This is a genomic window from Streptomyces sp. NPDC053542 (assembly GCF_044544685.1).
Taxonomy (GTDB): Bacteria; Actinomycetota; Actinomycetes; order Streptomycetales; family Streptomycetaceae; genus Streptomyces.
On record NZ_JBITXL010000014.1, the window covers coordinates 1 to 17,752 of the forward strand.

16 protein-coding genes are annotated in these 17,752 nt (G+C 71.9%); 5 read left to right on the forward strand and 11 right to left on the reverse strand.

The features are described from left to right. Positions 1-195: 195 nt before the first annotated feature. Together ACIGXO_RS31640 and ACIGXO_RS31645 are read left to right on the forward strand one after the other, a co-directional pair. On the forward strand, positions 196-471 hold the full coding sequence (locus ACIGXO_RS31640; protein WP_399793751.1) for a hypothetical protein: 276 nt from the start codon (positions 196-198) through the stop codon (positions 469-471). A 50-nt stretch (positions 472-521) separates the two neighbouring features. Beyond that, positions 522-713, forward strand: a complete 192-nt coding sequence (locus ACIGXO_RS31645) for a hypothetical protein (RefSeq protein ID WP_399794092.1) — start codon at positions 522-524, stop codon at positions 711-713. 33 nt (positions 714-746) lie between these two features. Here ACIGXO_RS31645 and ACIGXO_RS31650 read toward each other — a convergent pair whose 3' ends face one another. Then, the gene (locus ACIGXO_RS31650; protein WP_399793753.1) at positions 747-1,469 is read right to left on the reverse strand and encodes a FadR/GntR family transcriptional regulator; all 723 of its coding nucleotides are present in this window, start codon (positions 1,467-1,469) and stop codon (positions 747-749) included. A 116-nt stretch (positions 1,470-1,585) separates the two neighbouring features. Then, positions 1,586-3,331 carry an IlvD/Edd family dehydratase gene (locus tag ACIGXO_RS31655; RefSeq protein ID WP_399793755.1) on the reverse strand — a complete coding sequence of 582 codons (1,746 nt, stop codon included), beginning with the start codon at positions 3,329-3,331 and terminating at the stop codon, positions 1,586-1,588. 141 nt (positions 3,332-3,472) lie between these two features. Here ACIGXO_RS31655 and ACIGXO_RS31660 point away from each other — a divergent pair, with 141 nt between their 5' ends. Further along, positions 3,473-4,780, forward strand: a complete 1,308-nt coding sequence (locus ACIGXO_RS31660; protein WP_399793757.1) for an MFS transporter — start codon at positions 3,473-3,475, stop codon at positions 4,778-4,780. On the opposite strand, the gene ACIGXO_RS31665 is transcribed toward ACIGXO_RS31660, so the two are convergent. Continuing rightward, positions 4,734-5,198, reverse strand: coding sequence for a nuclear transport factor 2 family protein (locus ACIGXO_RS31665; RefSeq protein ID WP_399793759.1), 465 nt, complete (start codon positions 5,196-5,198; stop codon positions 4,734-4,736). The genes ACIGXO_RS31660 and ACIGXO_RS31665 overlap by 47 nt on opposite strands. A 135-nt stretch (positions 5,199-5,333) precedes the next feature. On the opposite strand from ACIGXO_RS31665, the gene ACIGXO_RS31670 reads away from it, so the two are divergent. After that, positions 5,334-5,900 carry a PadR family transcriptional regulator gene (locus ACIGXO_RS31670; protein WP_399793761.1) on the forward strand — a complete coding sequence of 189 codons (567 nt, stop codon included), beginning with the start codon at positions 5,334-5,336 and terminating at the stop codon, positions 5,898-5,900. 155 nt (positions 5,901-6,055) lie between these two features. Further along, positions 6,056-8,404: a glycosyltransferase family 4 protein gene (locus ACIGXO_RS31675; protein WP_399793763.1), complete on the forward strand. Its 2,349-nt coding sequence runs from the start codon at positions 6,056-6,058 to the stop codon at positions 8,402-8,404. Positions 8,405-8,522: 118 nt separating this feature from the next. Here the strand turns inward: ACIGXO_RS31675 and ACIGXO_RS31680 are convergent, their stop codons facing one another. From ACIGXO_RS31680 to gcl, 8 genes are all read right to left on the reverse strand, one after another. Then, the gene (locus ACIGXO_RS31680; RefSeq protein WP_399793765.1) at positions 8,523-9,551 is read right to left on the reverse strand and encodes a hypothetical protein; all 1,029 of its coding nucleotides are present in this window, start codon (positions 9,549-9,551) and stop codon (positions 8,523-8,525) included. Between the two features lie 527 nt (positions 9,552-10,078). Continuing rightward, positions 10,079-10,594 carry a GNAT family N-acetyltransferase gene (locus tag ACIGXO_RS31685; protein ID WP_399793767.1) on the reverse strand — a complete coding sequence of 172 codons (516 nt, stop codon included), beginning with the start codon at positions 10,592-10,594 and terminating at the stop codon, positions 10,079-10,081. 72 nt (positions 10,595-10,666) lie between these two features. Beyond that, positions 10,667-12,070, reverse strand: a complete 1,404-nt coding sequence (locus tag ACIGXO_RS31690) for a class I adenylate-forming enzyme family protein (protein ID WP_399793769.1) — start codon at positions 12,068-12,070, stop codon at positions 10,667-10,669. A gap of 339 nt (positions 12,071-12,409) precedes the next feature. Continuing rightward, entirely contained in the window at positions 12,410-12,952 is a 543-nt protein-coding gene (locus ACIGXO_RS31695) for an SUKH-4 family immunity protein (protein ID WP_399793771.1), read from the reverse strand. Positions 12,953-13,086: 134 nt separating this feature from the next. Further along, the gene (locus ACIGXO_RS31700) at positions 13,087-13,713 is read right to left on the reverse strand and encodes a TetR/AcrR family transcriptional regulator (RefSeq protein ID WP_399793773.1); all 627 of its coding nucleotides are present in this window, start codon (positions 13,711-13,713) and stop codon (positions 13,087-13,089) included. 195 nt (positions 13,714-13,908) lie between these two features. After that, the gene (locus ACIGXO_RS31705; protein WP_399793776.1) at positions 13,909-14,808 is read right to left on the reverse strand and encodes a 2-hydroxy-3-oxopropionate reductase; all 900 of its coding nucleotides are present in this window, start codon (positions 14,806-14,808) and stop codon (positions 13,909-13,911) included. A 54-nt stretch (positions 14,809-14,862) separates the two neighbouring features. Further along, entirely contained in the window at positions 14,863-15,687 is an 825-nt protein-coding gene (locus tag ACIGXO_RS31710; protein WP_399793778.1) for a TIM barrel protein, read from the reverse strand. 110 nt (positions 15,688-15,797) lie between these two features. Then, positions 15,798-17,585 carry a glyoxylate carboligase gene (gene gcl, locus ACIGXO_RS31715; protein WP_399793780.1) on the reverse strand — a complete coding sequence of 596 codons (1,788 nt, stop codon included), beginning with the start codon at positions 17,583-17,585 and terminating at the stop codon, positions 15,798-15,800. Positions 17,586-17,752 lie beyond the last annotated feature (167 nt).

Genomic DNA, 17,752 nt, shown 5'->3' on the forward strand with positions numbered 1-17,752 from the left:
CCCCCCCCCCCCCCCCCCCCCCCCCCCCCCCCCCCCCCCCCCCCCCCCCCCCCCCCCCCCCCCCCCCCCCCCCCCCCCCCCCCCCCCCCCCCCCCGCCGGTTCGGCGGGTGTTTCCGGTACGCGGGACACGGCGGGGCCCGATGGGCGTACGGTGGTGGACCGTGGCGCGAGGTGGTCGCGCGAGGAGGCCGGCCATGGAGGCGACGTTGAAGACGGTGATCGGCGGAGAGCTGGTCGAGCTGCCGGGCACCATCGCCGGTATCCGCGCCGTTCTCGACGAGGAGCAGGCGCGCGCGTTCGACCAGGAGATCCCGCACGTCCCGGCCGGCGAGCTGCCCGCCAGACTGGCCCGGTGGGCCCTGGGCGGCACGGCCGCCGACCTCGAGGACCAGGAGCTCTTCGAGCGACTGGAGCGCGGCGAGGACATCGGTGCCGTACCTGTCGAGGACAGCCGGCCGGAGGTGGCGTGACCCGCCGTCGCCTCCAGTACGCGCCCCCTGCCGACCAAGCCCGCGACTCCATGGAGCCCGCCCTGCGCACCCGCTTCGACGCGGCCATGCGCCGCCTGGCCGACGACCCGTACGGCCACGGCTCCACGGCGATAAAGAAGGAACGCGAACGCCGCGAAGCAACCGTCGCCGGCGTCGTCATCCGCTACTACGTCAGCGAGAGCGTCCTCACGGTCACGGTCGTGCGCATCGTGTACTTCTGAGCGGCGCCCGGCGACCGCGCTCGCAGGTGCGGTTCATGCCCGGTACGCGCAAGGCCCCCCGCCCTCCAGGAGGCGTTCCACCTCGTTGTGGGCCTCGTTGACGAGGCGGGCGACGGCCTGGGCGGCTTCGGCCGGGAGGCTTGCCTCTACTGCGGCGGCTACTTCCTGGTGACGGTGGACGGCTGACATGTCGATGTCGGGGGGCATCAGGGCCAGGTCCCGGCGGGCCGTGAGGAGTTCCTCCGTGACCTCGGCGAGCTGCGCGAACATGCCGTTGCCGGACGCCGTGAGCAGCGCGCGGTGGAAGGCCGCGTCCGCGGTGACGAAGCGCGCGCGGTCATTGGCCCGGGCGGCGCCCGCCATGGCGCGGGCGTGCTCGGTGAGCGCGGCGCGGGCGTCGGGCGCCGCGCCGGACGCGGCGAGCGCGGCGGCGGACGGTTCGACGGCGGCCCGCAGCTCGGCCAGTTCGCGCAGCTGGGCCTCGCGCCGGGGCGAGGCGAGCCGCCAGCGGATGATCTGCGGGTCGTAGAGGTTCCACTCGGCGAGCGGGCGTACGGTGATGCCGACGCGGGGGCGGCTGGTGACGACCCGCTTGGACTCCAGGACGCGGACGGCCTCGCGGGCCACCGTGCGCGAGACGCCGTACCGTTCCTGTACGTCCTCCAGGCGCAGCACCTCGCCCGCCCGGATCTCGTCCGCGGCGAGCGACCGGCCGATGCGGTCGACCACCTGCCCGTGCAGGCCCTGAAGTTCCACGCCGCTCCCCCGGTCTCCTCGTATCCGCCGGTGCTTCGTGTGCGCCGGTGCGGGGCGGCCGGCCGGCGGCCGCCCCGCTGATTGTCACACCTCCGGCGGCCCCTGGCGGTACGGGGTCAGAACGCCTGCCTCGGCGGTGTGGAGTCGGTCGCGCCGCGCAGGAAGTCCAGGTCGACGCCGGTGTCGGCCTGGGTGACGTGCCGGTCGTAGAGGTAGCTCCAGCCGCGTTCCGCGGGCGCGCGGGGCGGCTGCCAGGCCGCACGGCGGCGCTCCAGCTCGTCGTCGCCGACCAGGACGTCGAGGCGGCGGGCCGGCACGTCCAGGCGTACCGAGTCGCCGGTGCGGACGAGGGCGAGCGGGCCGCCGACCGCCGCTTCCGGAGCGACGTGCAGGACGCAGGTGCCGTACGCGGTGCCGGACATCCGGGCGTCGGAGATGCGGACCAGGTCGCGGACGCCCGCGTCGAGGAGCTTCTTGGGGAGCTGGACGTTGCCGACCTCGGGCATCCCGGGGTAGCCCTTCGGGCCGGTGTTGCGGACGACGAGGACGGTGTCGGCGGTGACGTCCAGGTCCGGGTCCTCGGCGACCGCGAGGTAGTCGTCGAGGGAGTCGAAGACGAGCGCGGGCCCGGTGTGGCTGAGCAGCTTGGGGTCGGCCGCCGACTGCTTGATGACCGCGCCGTCGGGGGCGAGGTTGCCGCGGAGTACGGCCGTGCCGGTGCCGGCGGGCTGGACGGGGCGGTCCAGCGGGCGGATGACCTCGCGGTCGTGGACCTCGGCGCCCGCGCAGTTGTCGACCAGGCTGCGCCCGGTGACGGTGACGGTGTCGTGGTGCAGGTGGTCGCGGAGGTCGTTGATCAGGGCCGGGAGCCCGCCCGCGTACGCGAATTCCTCCATCAGGAAGCGGCCGGACGGCATCAGGTCGATGAGCAGCGGGAGTTCGGCGCCGAGGCGGTCGAAGTCGTCCAGTTCGAGTGGCACGCCGAGGCGGCCCGCGAGGGCGAGGAGGTGCAGTACGGCGTTGGTGGAACCGCCGATCGCGGCGTTGACGCGGATGGCGTTCTCGAAGGCGGCGCGGGTCATGATGCGCTGCGGGGTGAGGTCGGAGCCGGCCAGTTCGACGGCTCGGATGCCGGTCTCCTCGGCGAGGGTGCCGCGGCGGGAGTCGACGGCGGGCAGCCCGGAGCCGCCGGGGACCATCATGCCGAGCGCTTCGGTGAGGCAGGCCATGGTGGAGGCGGTGCCCATGGTCATGCAGTGGCCGGCGCTGCGGGTCAGCGCGGTCTCGAACTCGGTGAACTCCTCCTGGGTGACGGTGCCCGCGCGCAGTTCCTCGGTCATCCGCCAGACGTCCGTGCCGGAGCCGACGTGCCGGCCCCGGAAGCGGCCGTTGAGCGTGGGCCCGCCGGTGAAGACGAGCGCGGGGACGCCGGCGCTGGCGGCGCCCATGAGGGCCGCGGGGGTGGTCTTGTCGCAGCCGGTGAGGAGGACGACGGCGTCCAGGGGGTTGGCGCGGATCTGCTCCTCGATCTCCATGGCGGCGAGGTTGCGGTACAGCATCGTGGTCGGCCGCATGATCGGCTCGCCCAGCGACATCGCGGGGAACTCCAGCGGGAAGCCGCCGGCCTGCAGTACGCCGCGCTTCACGGCGTCCGCGAGGATCTGCAAGTGGCCGTTGCAGGGCGTGAGTTCGGAGTAGGTGTTACAGATGCCGATGACCGGGCGGCCGTCGAAGTTGTGGCCGCCGCGGCCCATGGCGCGCAGGGAGTGCCGGGCGATGAAGCCGTTCTTGCCGCCGTCGCCGAACCAGGCGCGGGAACGGAGCGGGCCGGCTCCGTCGGGCTGCCGGTCGTTCACTGCCATGTGAAGTCCTTCCGACGCGGTGCGGGGTGGCCGTGTCCAAGCCGTGTCCTGCCGCCCCCTTCAATGGTGCTATCAAAGCACGATACGGTCCCGCCGCGTCCAGAGTTCAACGACGAAGAAGTCGACGAAGTGGAGAGCCGCGTGGAGAAGCAAGCGATGAAGGCGGTCACCTGGCGGCTGATGCCGTTCCTTGTCCTGCTCTATCTCGTGGCCTATGTCGACCGCTCGAACGTCGGCTTCGCCAAACTGACGCTCCAGCACGAACTGGGCCTGTCCAACGCCGCGTTCACCCTCGGCCAGGTCGCGTTCTTCGTCGCGTACGCGGTGTTCGAGATACCGAGCAACATCTACCTGGAACGGTTCGGCGCGCGCCGCTGGTTCACCCGCATCATGCTCAGCTGGGGCCTGGTCACGGTCCTCACCGCGGCGGTCGGCACCACCTGGCAGTTCTACCTGGCCCGCTTCCTGCTCGGCCTCGCCGAGGCCGGCTTCTATCCGGGCGTGCTGTACTTCCTCACCAAGTGGTACCCGTACCGCTACCGCGCCCGGATGGTCGGCTGGTTCATGATGTCCCAGCCGCTCGCCTTCATCCTCGGCAATCCGTACATGGGCGCGCTCGGCGGGCTGCAAGGCACGTTCGGGCTGGACGGCTGGCAGTGGATCTTCATCGCGACGGGCGCCCCGGCCGTCGTGCTGGCCTTCGTCACCCTGCGCCTGCTGCCCGACGGGCCGGAGGGCGTGCGCTGGCTGAGCACGGAGGAGCGGGGGTGGCTCGCAGCCGAACTCGCCGCCGAGGCCGCGGCCGTGGGCACCGCGCACGGCAGTCCGCTGCGGGCACTGCGGGACCGGCGGGTGGTCGCCCTGGCCCTGTACTTCCTCTGCTTCCCGCTGGGCTGTTACGGGCTGAGCTTCTGGCTGCCGACGATCGTCGACGGCTTCGGCGGACTCTCCACGACGGCCACCGGCTTCATCACCGCGGTCCCGTACGTCTTCGTGGCCCTCGGCCTGTACGTGGTCCCCAGGCTCGCCGACCGCAGCGGGGCGCGCTATCCGTGGCTCGCCGGGTGCGCGGCGCTCGGCGCGGCCGGCCTCGCGGGCAGTGCGCTGACCGGCAACCACGTGGTGCAGGTGGCCCTGATGAGCCTCGCCGCGGTCGGCCTCTACGCGGCCCAGCCCGTCCTGTGGACGCTGCCCTCCCGCTTCCTGACGGGCGTACAGGCCGCGTCCGGCATCGCGATGATCAACGCGGTCGGCAACCTGGGCGGCGGCTTCGGACCGATGGGCATCGGCGTCATCACCGACCGCACCGGTTCCGCCGTGACGGGCCTGTGGTTCCTGGTCGCCGCGATGGCCGTCGCCACCGTCGCCACCTTCGGCATCCGCCGGCTGGTCGAGGGCGGCGTCAGCTCCGCGGAGCGGCGTCCGGCCCCGGCACCAGGCCGTCTGTGACCAGCCCTTCGTACACCGCGGCACCGAGCGCTGCCACCGCGGACTGCGGCCGGACCATGACCGTGAACTCCTTGATCAGTCCGGCCTCGTCGAAGTGCAGCAGGTCGATGCCGTGGATCTCCTTCCCGCGCACGGTCGTACGGAAGACGAGCACGCTCGCGTCCACCGCTCCGCCGCCGTCACCGGCCGCCGCCGGCGCGCTCGTCTCCGCCGCTCCCTCGAACCGCCCGAGGTACCGGAAGTCCTCGAAAGTGCGCAGCAGCACCCCGAAGAGCCCCATCACCATCGGACGCCCCTCGAAAGGGGTGAACTTCACCGGGCTGTAGAACCGCACGTCGGGAGCGAACAGCTCCTCGATCGCCCCGAGATCGCCCTTCTCCACTGCCGCCCGGAACCGGTCCGCCGTCCGCTGCACCATTCCCCGCTCCTTCTCCCGAGAGCTCGTACGCCATCGGTCCTCAGTCGGAACCGTGACTAGTCAGAATCATGAATAGTCAGATTGATGACTATGATGATGCACAAGCATTTCGGAAAGGGAAAGGGGTCGGGTGCGATGGCACTCCGCCACGCGGTGCTCGCCGCGCTGCTCGACGGCGAGTACAGCGGCTACGAACTGGCCAAGGCGTTCGACGTCGGCGTCGCCAACTTCTGGCACGCGCAGCCGCAGCAGCTGTACGCCGAGCTGACCAGGCTGGAGAAGGACGGGCTGGTCACCGGGCGGCAGGTGCGGCAGGAGACCCGGCCCACCAAGCGCCTCTTCACGGTCACCGACGAGGGCCTCGCCGAGCTGCAGCGGTTCGCGGCGGCCACCGCCAAACCGTCCTTCATCCGGGACGACCTGCTGGTGAAGGTGCAGGCCGTGGACCGGGTCGACGCCGCGCCGGTGATCGCGCAGCTGGAGGAGCGGATGGCGGTCGCCGCCGCGAAGACCGAACTCTTCACCAAGATCCTCCGGCACCTCCGCGGCGATCTGGACGAGGCGGAGTTCCTGCGCACCGGCGACCGCATCGGCCCGTACCTCACCTGTCTGCGCGGCCTCGGTTTCGAGCGGGAGCATCACGACTGGTGCCGCAGCACCATCGCCGTACTCCGGGCCCGCGAGCCCCGGCGGCTGGCCTGAAACACCCGGGCCCCCGGCGTACGCCATACCCCGTCGGCGCCGCCCGTCACCCCCGCCACCAGGCACGATGCATACCGGCCGTTCGGGGGGCAGGTTCGCGACACGCTTGCGCGAAAACTCATAGAGTATCAATTCACGTCATATTCTCCGGTTCTGTGCAGAAGCGTGACGACGTGGTCGTGTCAGGCATGGTCCGGGAAGCGGCGGCGTGTCCTCCGCCCCCTGTGTGGGCAGCACGCCGCCTCAAGGTGTGCTTCCTCCTCTTCAACCTCTACGGCATCGGCGGCACCATCCGCTCGACCGTCAACCTCTCCGGCGCGCTGGCGGAGGCGGGGCACGACGTCGAGATCGTCTCGATAATCAGAAGCCGGGAAACGCCGCCGCTGTCCGTCCACCCCCGCGTACGGACCGTGCCGCTGGTCGAGGCCCGCAGGGACCGGCCCGGTTTTGATCCGGCGCACGACCCGAAGGGCAACCCCTCACGCGTCTACCCCGCCTCCGACGGCCCGTACAAGCACTGCAGCGCACTGGTCGACGAGCGGATCGAGAAGTACCTCCGCGACACCGACGCGGACGTGATCATCGGGACCCGGCCCGGCGTCAACGTCTACCTGGCACGCTTCGGGCCCGCCCGCGCGCTCCTGGTCGGGCAGGAACACCTCACCTACGACATGCACCGGCCGGAACAGCGGGCGGCGCAGAACGCGGCGGTGGGCCGGCTGGACGCCTTCGTCACGGTCTCCCGGCAGGACGCCAGGATCTACCGCGAGGCGCTCCCGGACGTCAGCACGGAGATCCGCTGCATCCCCAACGCGGTACCGCAGCCGGACGTGTCGCCCTCCTCCGGGCGCAACAAGCTGGTGGTCGCGGCCGGCCGGCTGATCCGCATCAAGAACTACCGGCTGCTGATCGACGCGTTCGCGCGCGTGGTGGAGCAGCGGCCGGACTGGAAGCTGCGGCTGTACGGGCGCGGGCCCGAGGCGCGGGCGCTGCGGTCCCGCATCCATGAGCTGGGACTGTGCGAGCAGGTGACGATGATGGGCGCGCACGCGCCGATCGAGCCGGAGTGGGCCAAGGGGTCGATCGCGGCGGTCTCCTCGGACGGCGAGTCCTTCGGGATGACGATCGTGGAGGCGATGCACGCCGGGCTGCCGGTGGTCGCCACGGACTGCCCGTTCGGGCCCGGCGAGATCATCTCCGACGGGGTGGACGGGCTGCTCGTCCAGCCGGGGAACGCCGAGGAGTTCGCCGCGGCGCTGCTGGAGCTGATCGCGGACGACGAGCGGCGGGCCGCGATGGCCGCGGCGGCGCGCGCCAAGGCGCTGGACTACGCGCCCGCGGCCATCGCCCACGCCTACGTCAAGCTCTTCGAGGACCTCGTCGCGAAGACCGGCAAGTGCTGCGCTCCTCCGGAGGCGCGGAAGAAGCCTGCCGGGGCGCATGCGCTGGGCGGGTACGCCGGTACCGCTGGGCAGGGCAGGGCGCTGCGCGCGGGCAGGGCGCTCGCCCGGCGCGTGGCACGCCCCCTGCTCCAGCAGCCGGTGACCGCGGTGCCGCTGCTCGGGGTCCTGCGGAAGGTCGCACCCGCCGCTGCCGCGCGGGCCGACGGCACGGCACGCAAGCTGCGCCCCGAGGCGCGCTGCGCGGTGGCCGAGGACGGCGCGCTGGTCCTGACGTTCCCCGCCGCGGGCCTGACCGGCCCCGCCGACCTGGTACTGCGCCGCCGCAACTCCGCCGAGGAGCTGCGGGTGCCGCTGCCGCCGCCCGCCCGGGAGGGCCGCGGCGGCCCGTACCGGGTCCGGCTGCGGCTGGCGCGGGTGCCGCTCGCCGAGGGGCACTGGGAGGCGTGGGTACGGCGGCGCGCGGACGGGGCGCTGCGGCCCGTGCGGACCTCTATGGTCGAGCGGGCCGCGCTGGTCGGCCGGCTCCCGGAGGTGGCCGACGGAGCCGTGCGCTCCTGGATCCCGTACGCCACCGACCGCGGGCGGCTGGCGCTGCGCACCTGGCAGCGCGCCGCGCACGCGGAGGCGGTGTGGGTCGCGGTCGGGCCCTCGGTCACCTACGTCGAGGCCGAACTGCTGGGCGCGGAGCCGTCGGCGGAGGCGGTGGTGACGGCGACGCGCCGCGGCGCGCGGCCGACGGTGCTGCGGCTGCCCGCGACGGAGCTGGGCGCCCGCCGGTTCTGCGTGCTGCTGCCGCACGAGGACTTCACGGGCCGGGTGGCCGGGTCGGCGCCGGTGGACCGGGAGTTCTGGGACCTGCGGCTGGTGCTGCCGGGCGGCATGGCCGTACCGATCGGGCGGATCGGCGGGGACATCGTCGCCCGCAAGGACATCGACACCCATCCGTCGGCGTTCCGCGGCGAGGGCGCGGCCCGCGCGCGGGTCCGCCCGTACTTCACCGACGCCAACGACCTGGCCCTGGTGGCCGCGCCGGCTCCGGCACCGGACACCGCGGCCGTCCACGCGGCCGCACCCCGGTGCGCGCATCTGCGGAACGGCTGAGCGACCGCCTGTTCGTTGGACGGAACGGCTGAGCCACCGGAACCGGCTGAGCGACCGGGAACGGCTGAGCGACCGTCTCCCGCCCGCCGGCGGGTGCGGCCCGCCGGCGCGCCCCGGTTCACACCGACTTCGTCGTACCGGCGAAGACCGACCAGGTCACCGGGCGGCCCAGGAAGGGGCTGAAGGATCGGGCGCGCGGGCTGGGGGCGTTGCGCCGGCGGGTCGCGCGGTGTCCGGGGCCGCCGGCCGCCTCGGCGCGGCGGGCGTCGGCCGCGGTCGGGAAGGGCGCCCCGAACACGTCGTGCCAGATCCCGGTCGCGCCCGTGTGGTCGCCGGACTGCTCCCGGCGGCGGGCCTCGGCGGCCTGGGCGGCCAGCGCGGCCAGTACCTCGGCGCGGGCCGCGCGCTGTGCCTCGGACCAGTCGGCGGTGAGGTCCTCGGAGCCGGTGGGGTCCAGGACGGGGCCGGTGACGGCCTGCGCGGCGTGCGCCAGGGTGGCGGCGATCGCGTCGGTGTGCTGCCGCGGTCCGGAGACCGCTTCGTAGGCCAGCGCCTCCCACAGGAGACCGCTGGTCTCACGCAGTACGGGGTGGCTGCCCCTTAACGCCTTGAGCATGCGCACCTGGTGGACGAAGCGGCCGTCGGTGGCGTGGTCGTGCCGGCCGATCACGCGGTTGAGCGTACGGACGGTGGAGCGCTCCCAGGAGTCCCGCTCCCAGTTGGCGGTGAGCAGGTCGGTGCAGCGCGGGTCGGCGAGGGCCGGGGTCAGGCCGAAGGTCACGTCCAGGTCGGCGAAGGTGACCTGGAGGGCGCGGGAGGTGCGGTCCTCGTCGCCGAACCGGGAGCCGGGGAACGCCTCGGTGACCGTGTCGCAGAGCATCGCCATGGCGTCGGCCGCGCCGCCGGGGCGCTTGACGAGGCGGGCGAAGCGCCGGTGGAAGACCATGACCATCCCGATGTCGTCCAGCGGGGCGATGCGGGTCTTGCGCGCGAAGCTGCCCTGGAGGCAGGAGCTTTCGATCAGGCCCACGTTCTTCAGCGCCGCGGTGATCTGGCGGTGCCGGCGACGGGCCCTCTCGTAACGGCCGGGTTCCAGGGCGAGAGCCTGGTCGAAGTCGCCGAATGCGGTCCTGGTGGTGTACGTCATCGCGAGGGGCTCGTTTCTCTCGACATCAGCGGGACGAGGGGGCGTGCCGGGTGTTCCGGTTGAGCGCCGGCGGCCGGGCCGGATGCTTCCGCGGAGGAGCGAGCGTAGCGGGGAATCGTTTCAGCGGAAGGGGTCGAACGTGTCACATCATGCATGGGAAAAATCGTTCCTCTCCGACACCGGCCGACGGCCGGACAAGCCGCTCGAGTTGTCTCGTGCCACTCCGTGCCACTCCCGCACGACGGGTTCCGTTTCCCTCCGTGCGCACACCGGGCCCAGCCGGGCGGCCGCAGCTCCCGAGGAGCGCGCCGCGCCCCATTCAACTACGCATATATCTGTCATGGAGCACCGTGGAACAGCTCGTCCTGATCGATGATGAACTTAATTCCCCCTTCTTCGTCCACCGCCGACAACGCTTGTTTCACGCCCTGTTGCCATCGCGACCGCATCCGACAGCGGCAGCGACCGTCTGGCATATGCCAGAAGCGTGTCGGCGACATACCCCTCCGACGGGCCGCCGACACCGCTCAGTTCGTGAGATCCGCCGCCAGAAGGTCCATCAGAAGCGCGTCGTGCCAGGTGCCGTCGGGTCCGCGCTCGTACTGGCGCATGATCCCGACCGGGCGGAAGCCGACCTTCCGATAGCTGCGGATCGCCGCTTCGTTGTCCGCCGCCGGGTCGATCGTGATCCGGTGATGACCACGCTCCGTCAGCAGGTGCCGCGCCAGCGTGCGCACGGCGTCGGTGCCGAGCCCCCGGCCGTGCAGCGCCGACGTCAGATAGATGTCGATATTCGCGTGCCGATAGTCCGGATCCGATTCCTGGGACCACTGGATCGCGCCAATGATCCGGCCCGTGTACTCGATCGCGTACGTGAACTCGCCGGGCGAAGCGAGATCATCGGCGACCGCGGCCTCCAGGTCCTTGCCGCCGCGCCAGCGCGCGTACACCTCGGGTTCGCCCCGGATCGCGGCCAGGACGGGGATGTCGTCCGCCGTGGCGGGGCGCAGTACCACGTCGGCGCCGTACAGAGTCGTCTGCATACGCCATGACGCTAGCGGCCGGGCCCCGCCACCGCACCGGTGCCGCGGCCGCCGTGATCTTCCGCTCGCGGGCTACTCCGCCGCCCGCGCCGCGTGCCGCTCGCGCAGCGCGGTCTTGAGCACCTTGCCCGCCGCCGAGACCGGCAGCGCGTCCGTGAAGTGCACCTCGCGCACCCGCTGATACGGGGCGACGCGCTCGGCGACGTACGCCAGCAGCTCGTCCGCCGTGGCCGCCGCGCCGTTCCGCAGGACCACGTAGGCGGCGGGTATCTCGCCCGCGTCCGCGGCGGGTGCGCCGATCACCGCGGCCGCCGCCACCGCCGGATGCCCGGCGAGGATGTCCTCCAGGTGCAGCGGATAGACGTTGTATCCCTTGTAGATGAGCATGTCCTTGGCGCGCCCCGACAGGAAGAGGTGGCCCCGCTCGTCCAGTCGCCCGATGTCGCCGGTGCGCAGCCAGCCGCCGGCGTACTGCTCGGCGGTGAGTTCCGGGTGCCCCTGGTACCCGTCGGTGATCTGCGGGCCGCGCGCCCACAGCTCGCCGGTCTCCCCCGCCGGCAGTGCGCGCTCCGGGTCGAGCAGGTCGCGGATGGACACGCCGACCATGGCCACCTGGTGGGCCTCGATGTCGTCGAGGTAGCGGGCGGGGTCGAAGCGGGTGTGCAGCACGGCGGTGGTGCCGATGACGGTGTGCGCGGCCATGCCGACCAGGCCCATCGCGTGGAAGAGCGGGGCCACGGAGATCGTCGACTCGGTGCCGGGGACGGACTGGTGGGGCGTCGCGGCCGTCTCGTCGCGGACCAGGCCGAGCGCGCCGTCCGCGTCGTACAGCCGCCCGGCGGCACGTACCCAGACGGTCTGGGCGACGTTGGCGATCACGTTGCGGTGCAGCACGCGGACCGCCTTGGACCGGCCGGTGGTGCCGCCGGTGAACGCCAGGTGCGCCACGTCCTCCGGGCGCCGCCGCGCGGGCTCGGCTCTGCCGTGCGTCAGCAGCTCCTCGGCGGGCAGAACGGTACGGCCTGCCGGGGGCTCGGGGAGGGGCCCTGCGCCGCTGCCCGGTCCCGGTACGACGGCGGTGAAGCGCACGCCGGGCGCGTCGGCGGCGTACACGGACGGCAGCGCGCCCGCGTACGCGATCACCGCGCGGGCGTCCGCATCGGCGAGCTGCGCCGCCAGCGGGGCCGCGGGCTGCGCGGGGTTGGTGGGGCTGACGACCCCGCCGGCCAGCAGCGTGCCCCAGTACGCGACCGGGAACCACGGGCAGTTGGGGATCATCAGCAGCACGGTCTCGCCGGGCACGATGCCGTGCTCGTGCAGGCCGCGCGCGAACCGCAGCGCCCGGTCGTACAGCTCGGCGTACGTCAGGCTCTCCTGCCCGTCGGTCAGCGCGAGCCGGTCGGGATAGCGCCGCGCGGCCCCGGCGAGCACGGCGCCGACGGGCAGTTGCGGATAGTCCAGTGCGGTACGCGGCATGGGGCGACTCCTCGGAAGGCACGGAGGGCACAGAGAGCCGAACGATCGATAAGTTATGGCGGCGGCGCAGACCCTGTCCAGGGGCGGGACCGCCTTCGAGCGCCGCGTTTACCACGTCGGCGCGCGTTCCCGCGGAGACGGCCCACCCGGCACAGGAGTTGCACGCCCGTCACGGGCCTCACGCGCGTAACCGCGCCGCGCTGCGGCACCTGAGCCGACCAGCCCCGACCAGCGCCGATCAGCGGTGGCCCGCCCTCGCCGGCCGCGACGACGGCAGACCACCGTCCAGGAACTCGACGCAAAGAGATCGGTAAAGGTCCGAGACCCATCGGCGACGCGTCACCAGAGCCATCTCTCCAGGAACTCCACCCAGATGTAGCCGACGAATCCGTCGAAGGCCGGCGGGTCAATGGCCTTCAGCTGCACCGCCAGCCGCCCCAGCTCGGCCACCGCGGCGCCCTCGTCGCCGTTCGGGTCGTTCAGGACCGCCGACCGGCTGACGTGCAGCCCGTAGTGGTGCAGCGTGCGCAGCCACAGCTCGATCGAGGAGTTGGCGAACCACGCCTCGCCGTCGGGCAGGACGTAGTACACCGCCCCGGAGTCCGGATCGACGCCGAACGCCCAGGTCAGCGCGGACGAACGGCTGCCGTGCGCGTTCTGCGTCAGCCGGTACAGGAGCCGGCCGTCACGGGTGCGCAGCTGCGGTTCGGGCTCGTGCTGGAAGCACGCCGTGCCGATGAGGTTGTCCACCACCGGTATCCCGGTGGTCACCAGTAACGCCTTCTGACGGTCCGGTATCCGCCACTTCGCCACGGCGTCCGGATCGGCCCGGACGACCTGTCCGGCACCGGCCCACGCCACCAGCTCTTCATATTTCGGCACAGGAGCCCCTCCCCCCACGGCTGACCGCACGCGGCGGGACTCTACCGGGAACAACCGTCCGGCGAGTCGGACATCTGACCACGCGGCGCGGCGCGAAGGAGCAGACCGGGGCAGAAAAGAGTATTGAACGGTCGTTAAAAGCCGCTGCCCGAAAACCGGCGCGGGAGGCTGCCGGCCGGCCGGTACTCGACCAGTACGAGCGCCAACTCGACGTACCGCTCGGCCAGTTCGCCGACACCGACATCGCCGCCCGCGCGGTACCACTGCGCCACCGCGTTGCACATCGCGATCACGCCGCGCCGGGCGTCCTCCGGGTGCGGCGTACGGAACACGCCCTGCGCCACGCCCGCGTCGACCACTTCGTGGAACAGCCGCGAGCCGTCGTACTGCCGCTGCCGCGTTTCCTTCAGCCGGCCCTCGGAGAGGTGGCGCCACTCGGTCAGCAGCAGGCTGCTCTCCAGCCGGTGCTCGGCGCGGTACCGGACGGTGGCCCGCACCAGGGCGGCCAGCCGCTCCCCCGCGTCCGCGCCGGCCCGCGCGAGCTCCGCCTCGCAGGAGGCGAAGTACTGGGCGCTGCTCTCGTCCAGCAGGGCGTGCAGCAGCTCCTGCTTGCCGGCGTAGTAGTGGTACATCGCGGAGAGGCTGACCCGGGCCCGCCGCGCGATGCCGCGGATGGACGCCGCGCCGTAGCCGCGCTCGGCGAACTCGTGCCGGGCGGCATCGAGGACGGCCGTCTGCCCCGCGGGCCGCTCCGCAGTCACCTGGATCCTCTCGCCTACTGAACGAACGTTGGCTAAGTCTACGCGGCCGCACACACGAAAGAACGCCGCCCAGACGGATCCGGGCGGCGTTCTTTCGTTGGCTGCGCCCCTTAAGGGGCGCGGGGAACTGCGCGAACGGCCACGACGGCGGGATGGTCGACCACCGGCGCGAGCCACCCACGGCGGGGCGGCCGGTCAGTCCTTTACGGGCTGGCCCGACAGGCGCTCGACGCCGCGCAGCAGCGCCGAGTGGTCCAGGCCGCCGTCGCCCTGGGCGCGGAGCGAGGCCACGAGGTTCGCGACGACGGAGCCGACGGGCAGCGCGGCACCGACGGTACGGGCGGCGTCGGTGACGATGCCCATGTCCTTGTGGTGCAGGTCGATGCGGAAGCCGGGCTTGAAGTCGCGGTTCTTGAAGTTGTCCTTCTTGCGGGTCAGCACGGTGGAGCCGGCCAGACCGCCGTTGAGGACGTCCAGGGCCGCGGCGAGGTCGACGCCGGACTTCTCCAGGAAGACCACGGCCTCGGCGCACGCCTGGATGTTGACGGCGACGATCAGCTGGTTGGCGGCCTTGACGGTCTGGCCGGAGCCGTGCGGACCGCAGAGCACGATGGTCTTGCCCAGCGCGTCGAACAGCGGCTTGGCCTCGTCGAAGTCGGCCTGCTCACCGCCGACCATGATGGACAGCACGGCCTCGATGGCGCCGGCCTCGCCGCCGGAGACCGGGGCGTCCAGGACGCGGATGCCCTTCTCGGCGGCGTTCTTGGCCAGGTCGATGGAGGTCTGCGGGGTGATCGAGGACATGTCGATCAGCAGCGCGCCGGACTTGGCGTTCTCCAGGATGCCGTCGGGGCCGTACGCGATGGCCTCGACCTGCGGGGAGGCCGGGACCATGGTGAGCACGACATCGGCGTCGCGGACGGCCTCGGCGATGCTCGCGGCGGCGGTGCCGCCGGCCTTGGCGAGCCGGTCGAGCTTGTCCTGCTCAAGGGTGTAGCCGGTGACGGAGTAGCCGGCCTTGATCAGGTTCTCCGCCATCGGGGAGCCCATGATGCCCAGGCCGATCCACGCGATCTTGGGGAGGTTGCTGCTCATGGAGAGTGTGATCCTTTCCAGGGGAAAAATGGGGACGGTCGGGAGGCGGGACGGTCAGGCGCTGTAGAGCCAGCCGAACGCCTGCGAGCTGGGGCGGTCGCCGGGCTTGTACTCCAGGCCGACCCAGCCGTCGTAACCGGCCTTGTTCAGGCGACCGAGCAGGTCCGCCAGCGGCAGGTCGCCGGTGCCGGGCGCGCCGCGTCCGGGGTTGTCGGCGATCTGTACGTGCCCGGTCTTGTCCGCGTAGGCGTCGATGACCTGGTTGAGGTCCTCGCCGTTCATGGACAGGTGGTACAGGTCCATCAGGAACTTGGCGTTGCCCAGGCCGGTGGCCGCGTTGACCTTGTCGACGATCTCGATGGCCTTCGGGGCCGACACGATCGGGCACAGCGGCGACTCGGGCTTGTTCAGCGCCTCGATCAGCAGCGTCGCGCCGACGCGGTCGGCCGCGCGGGCGGCGAGTACGAGGTTCTCCAGCGCCAGGGTGTCCTGGACCTGGGGGTCCACGCCGTCGACGCGGTTGCCGTAGAGCGCGTTGAGGGCCTTGCAGCCGAGCGACTGGGCGAAGTCGGCGGCGACGTCGATGTTGGCGCGGAACTTGTCGGACTCCTCGCCGGGGACGGAGAGGGCGCCGCGGTCGGGGCCCGGCAGCTGCCCGGCGTAGAAGTTCAGGCCGACCAGCTGGGTGCCGGCGTCCTGCAGCGCGTGCCGCAGCGCGTCCAGTTCGGACTGCTCGGGGACCGGCGCGTCGACCCACGGCCACCACAGCTCGACCTCGGTGAAGCCGGCGGCGGCCGCCGCCGCGGGCCGCTCCAGCAGCGGCAGTTCGGTGAAGAGGATCGACAGGTTGACGTCGAAACGGGAGTCGGTGAAGCCCATGAGGGGTGGGTTCCTTCCGGTGTGGGCGGTACGGGGGCGCGCGGATGCGGGAGGCCCGCACCCGGGTACGGGCCTCCCGCACGCGAGTGCGGACGGGAGGCCCGGCACCGTCAGCTCTTCAGCGGCGAGATCGCGCTCGGCGCGTGCCACGGCTCGGTGGCGATCTCCTCGAACTCCGTGACATCGCTGATGTCCGCGGTCTTGCTCATCGAGATGTTGGTGATCCGCTCCAGGATCGCCTCGACGACGACCGGCACCCGGTGCTCGGCGGCGAGCTTCTTGGCCTGCTCGAAGGCGGCGCCCAGCTCGGCCGGGTCGGTGACGCGGATCGCCTTGCAGCCCAGGCCCTCGGCGACCTTGACGTGGTCGACGCCGTAGACGCCCAGCTCCGGGGAGTTGATGTTCTCGAACTCCAGGTTGACCTGGAAGTTGATGTCCAGGCCGATCTGCGCCTGGCGGATCAGGCCCAGGTAGGAGTTGTTCACGAGGACGTGGACGTACGGGATGCGGTGCTGCGCGCCGACGGCCAGCTCCTCCAGCATGAACTGGAAGTCGTAGTCGCCGGAGAGCGCGACGACCTGCGCGTCCGGGTCGGCGGTGGCGACGCCGAGCGCGGCCGGGATGGTCCAGCCGAGCGGGCCGGCCTGGCCGCAGTTGATCCAGTGGCGCGGCTTGTAGACGTGCAGCATCTGCGCGCCGGCGATCTGGGAGAGGCCGATGGTGGTGACGTAGCGGGTCTCGGGCCCGAACGCCTTGTTCATCTCCTCGTACACGCGCTGCGGCTTCATCGGGATGTTGTCGAAGTGCGTACGGCGCTGCAGCGTGGCCTTGCGCTCCTGGGTGGCGGCGGCCCACTCGCCGCGGTCGGGCAGCTTGCCCGCGGCCTTCATCTCCTTCGCCACCTCGACGAAGAGCGCCAGCGCGGCCTTGGCGTCGGAGGCGATGCCGTAGTCGGGGGCGAAGATCTTGCCGATCTGGGTGGGCTCGACGTCGACGTGGATGAACTTCCGGCCCTTGCGGTACACGTCCATCTTGTAGCCGGTGTGGCGGTTGGCCCAGCGGTTGCCGATGCCGAGGACGAAGTCGGACGCGAGGAAGTTCTCGTTGCCGTAGCGGTGCGAGGTCTGCAGGCCGACCATGCCGGCGTTGAGCTCGTGGTCGTCGGGGAGGACGCCCCAGCCCATCAGCGTCGGGATGACCGGGATGCCGGTCAGCTCGGCGAACTCCACGAAAAGGTCGGAGGCGTCGGCGTTGATGACACCGCCACCGGCGATCAGCACCGGGCGCTCGGCCTCGTTCAGCATCGAGAGGGCCTTCTCGATCTGGGCGCGGGTCGCGGCGGGCTTGTAAACGGGCAGCGGCTCGTACGTCTCGGGGTCGAACTCGATCTCCGTCTGCTGGACGTCGATCGGCAGGTCGATCAGGACCGGGCCCGGGCGGCCCGACCGCATCAGGTGGAACGCCTCCTGGAAAACGCCGGGGACCTGCGCGGCCTCCAGCACGGTCGTCGCCTTCTTGGTGACCGGCTTGGCGATCGAGGCGATGTCGACGGCCTGGAAGTCCTCCTTGTGGAGCACCGAGGTGGGCGCCTGGCCGGTGATGCACAGGATCGGGATGGAGTCACCGATCGCGGAGTACAGGCCGGTGATCATGTCGGTGCCGGCGGGGCCGGACGTACCGATGCAGACACCGATGTTGCCGGGATTGGTACGGGTGTACCCCTCGGCCATGTGCGACGCGCCCTCGACGTGGCGGGCGAGCGTGTGGTCGATCCCGCCGCCCTCCTTGAGTGCCTTGTAGAAGGGGTTGATCGCCGCACCCGGCACGCCGAAGGCGTTGGTCACGCCCTCGCGCTTGAGGATCTCCACTGCCGCACGAGCGGCGGTCATACGAGGCATCGAGTACTCCTGCGTCGTCGGCCGGCCAGACGCGTCTCCGGTACCTCCGGAGCGCGCTCTTTCCGTATCTCGGAATAACTGTTTTGCTTTATGGAAGATGAAAGTAGAGGCGACGACGCCGCTCGTCAAGGGGGGTGTCAGCGGACCGAGACGCACGCAGACAGCAC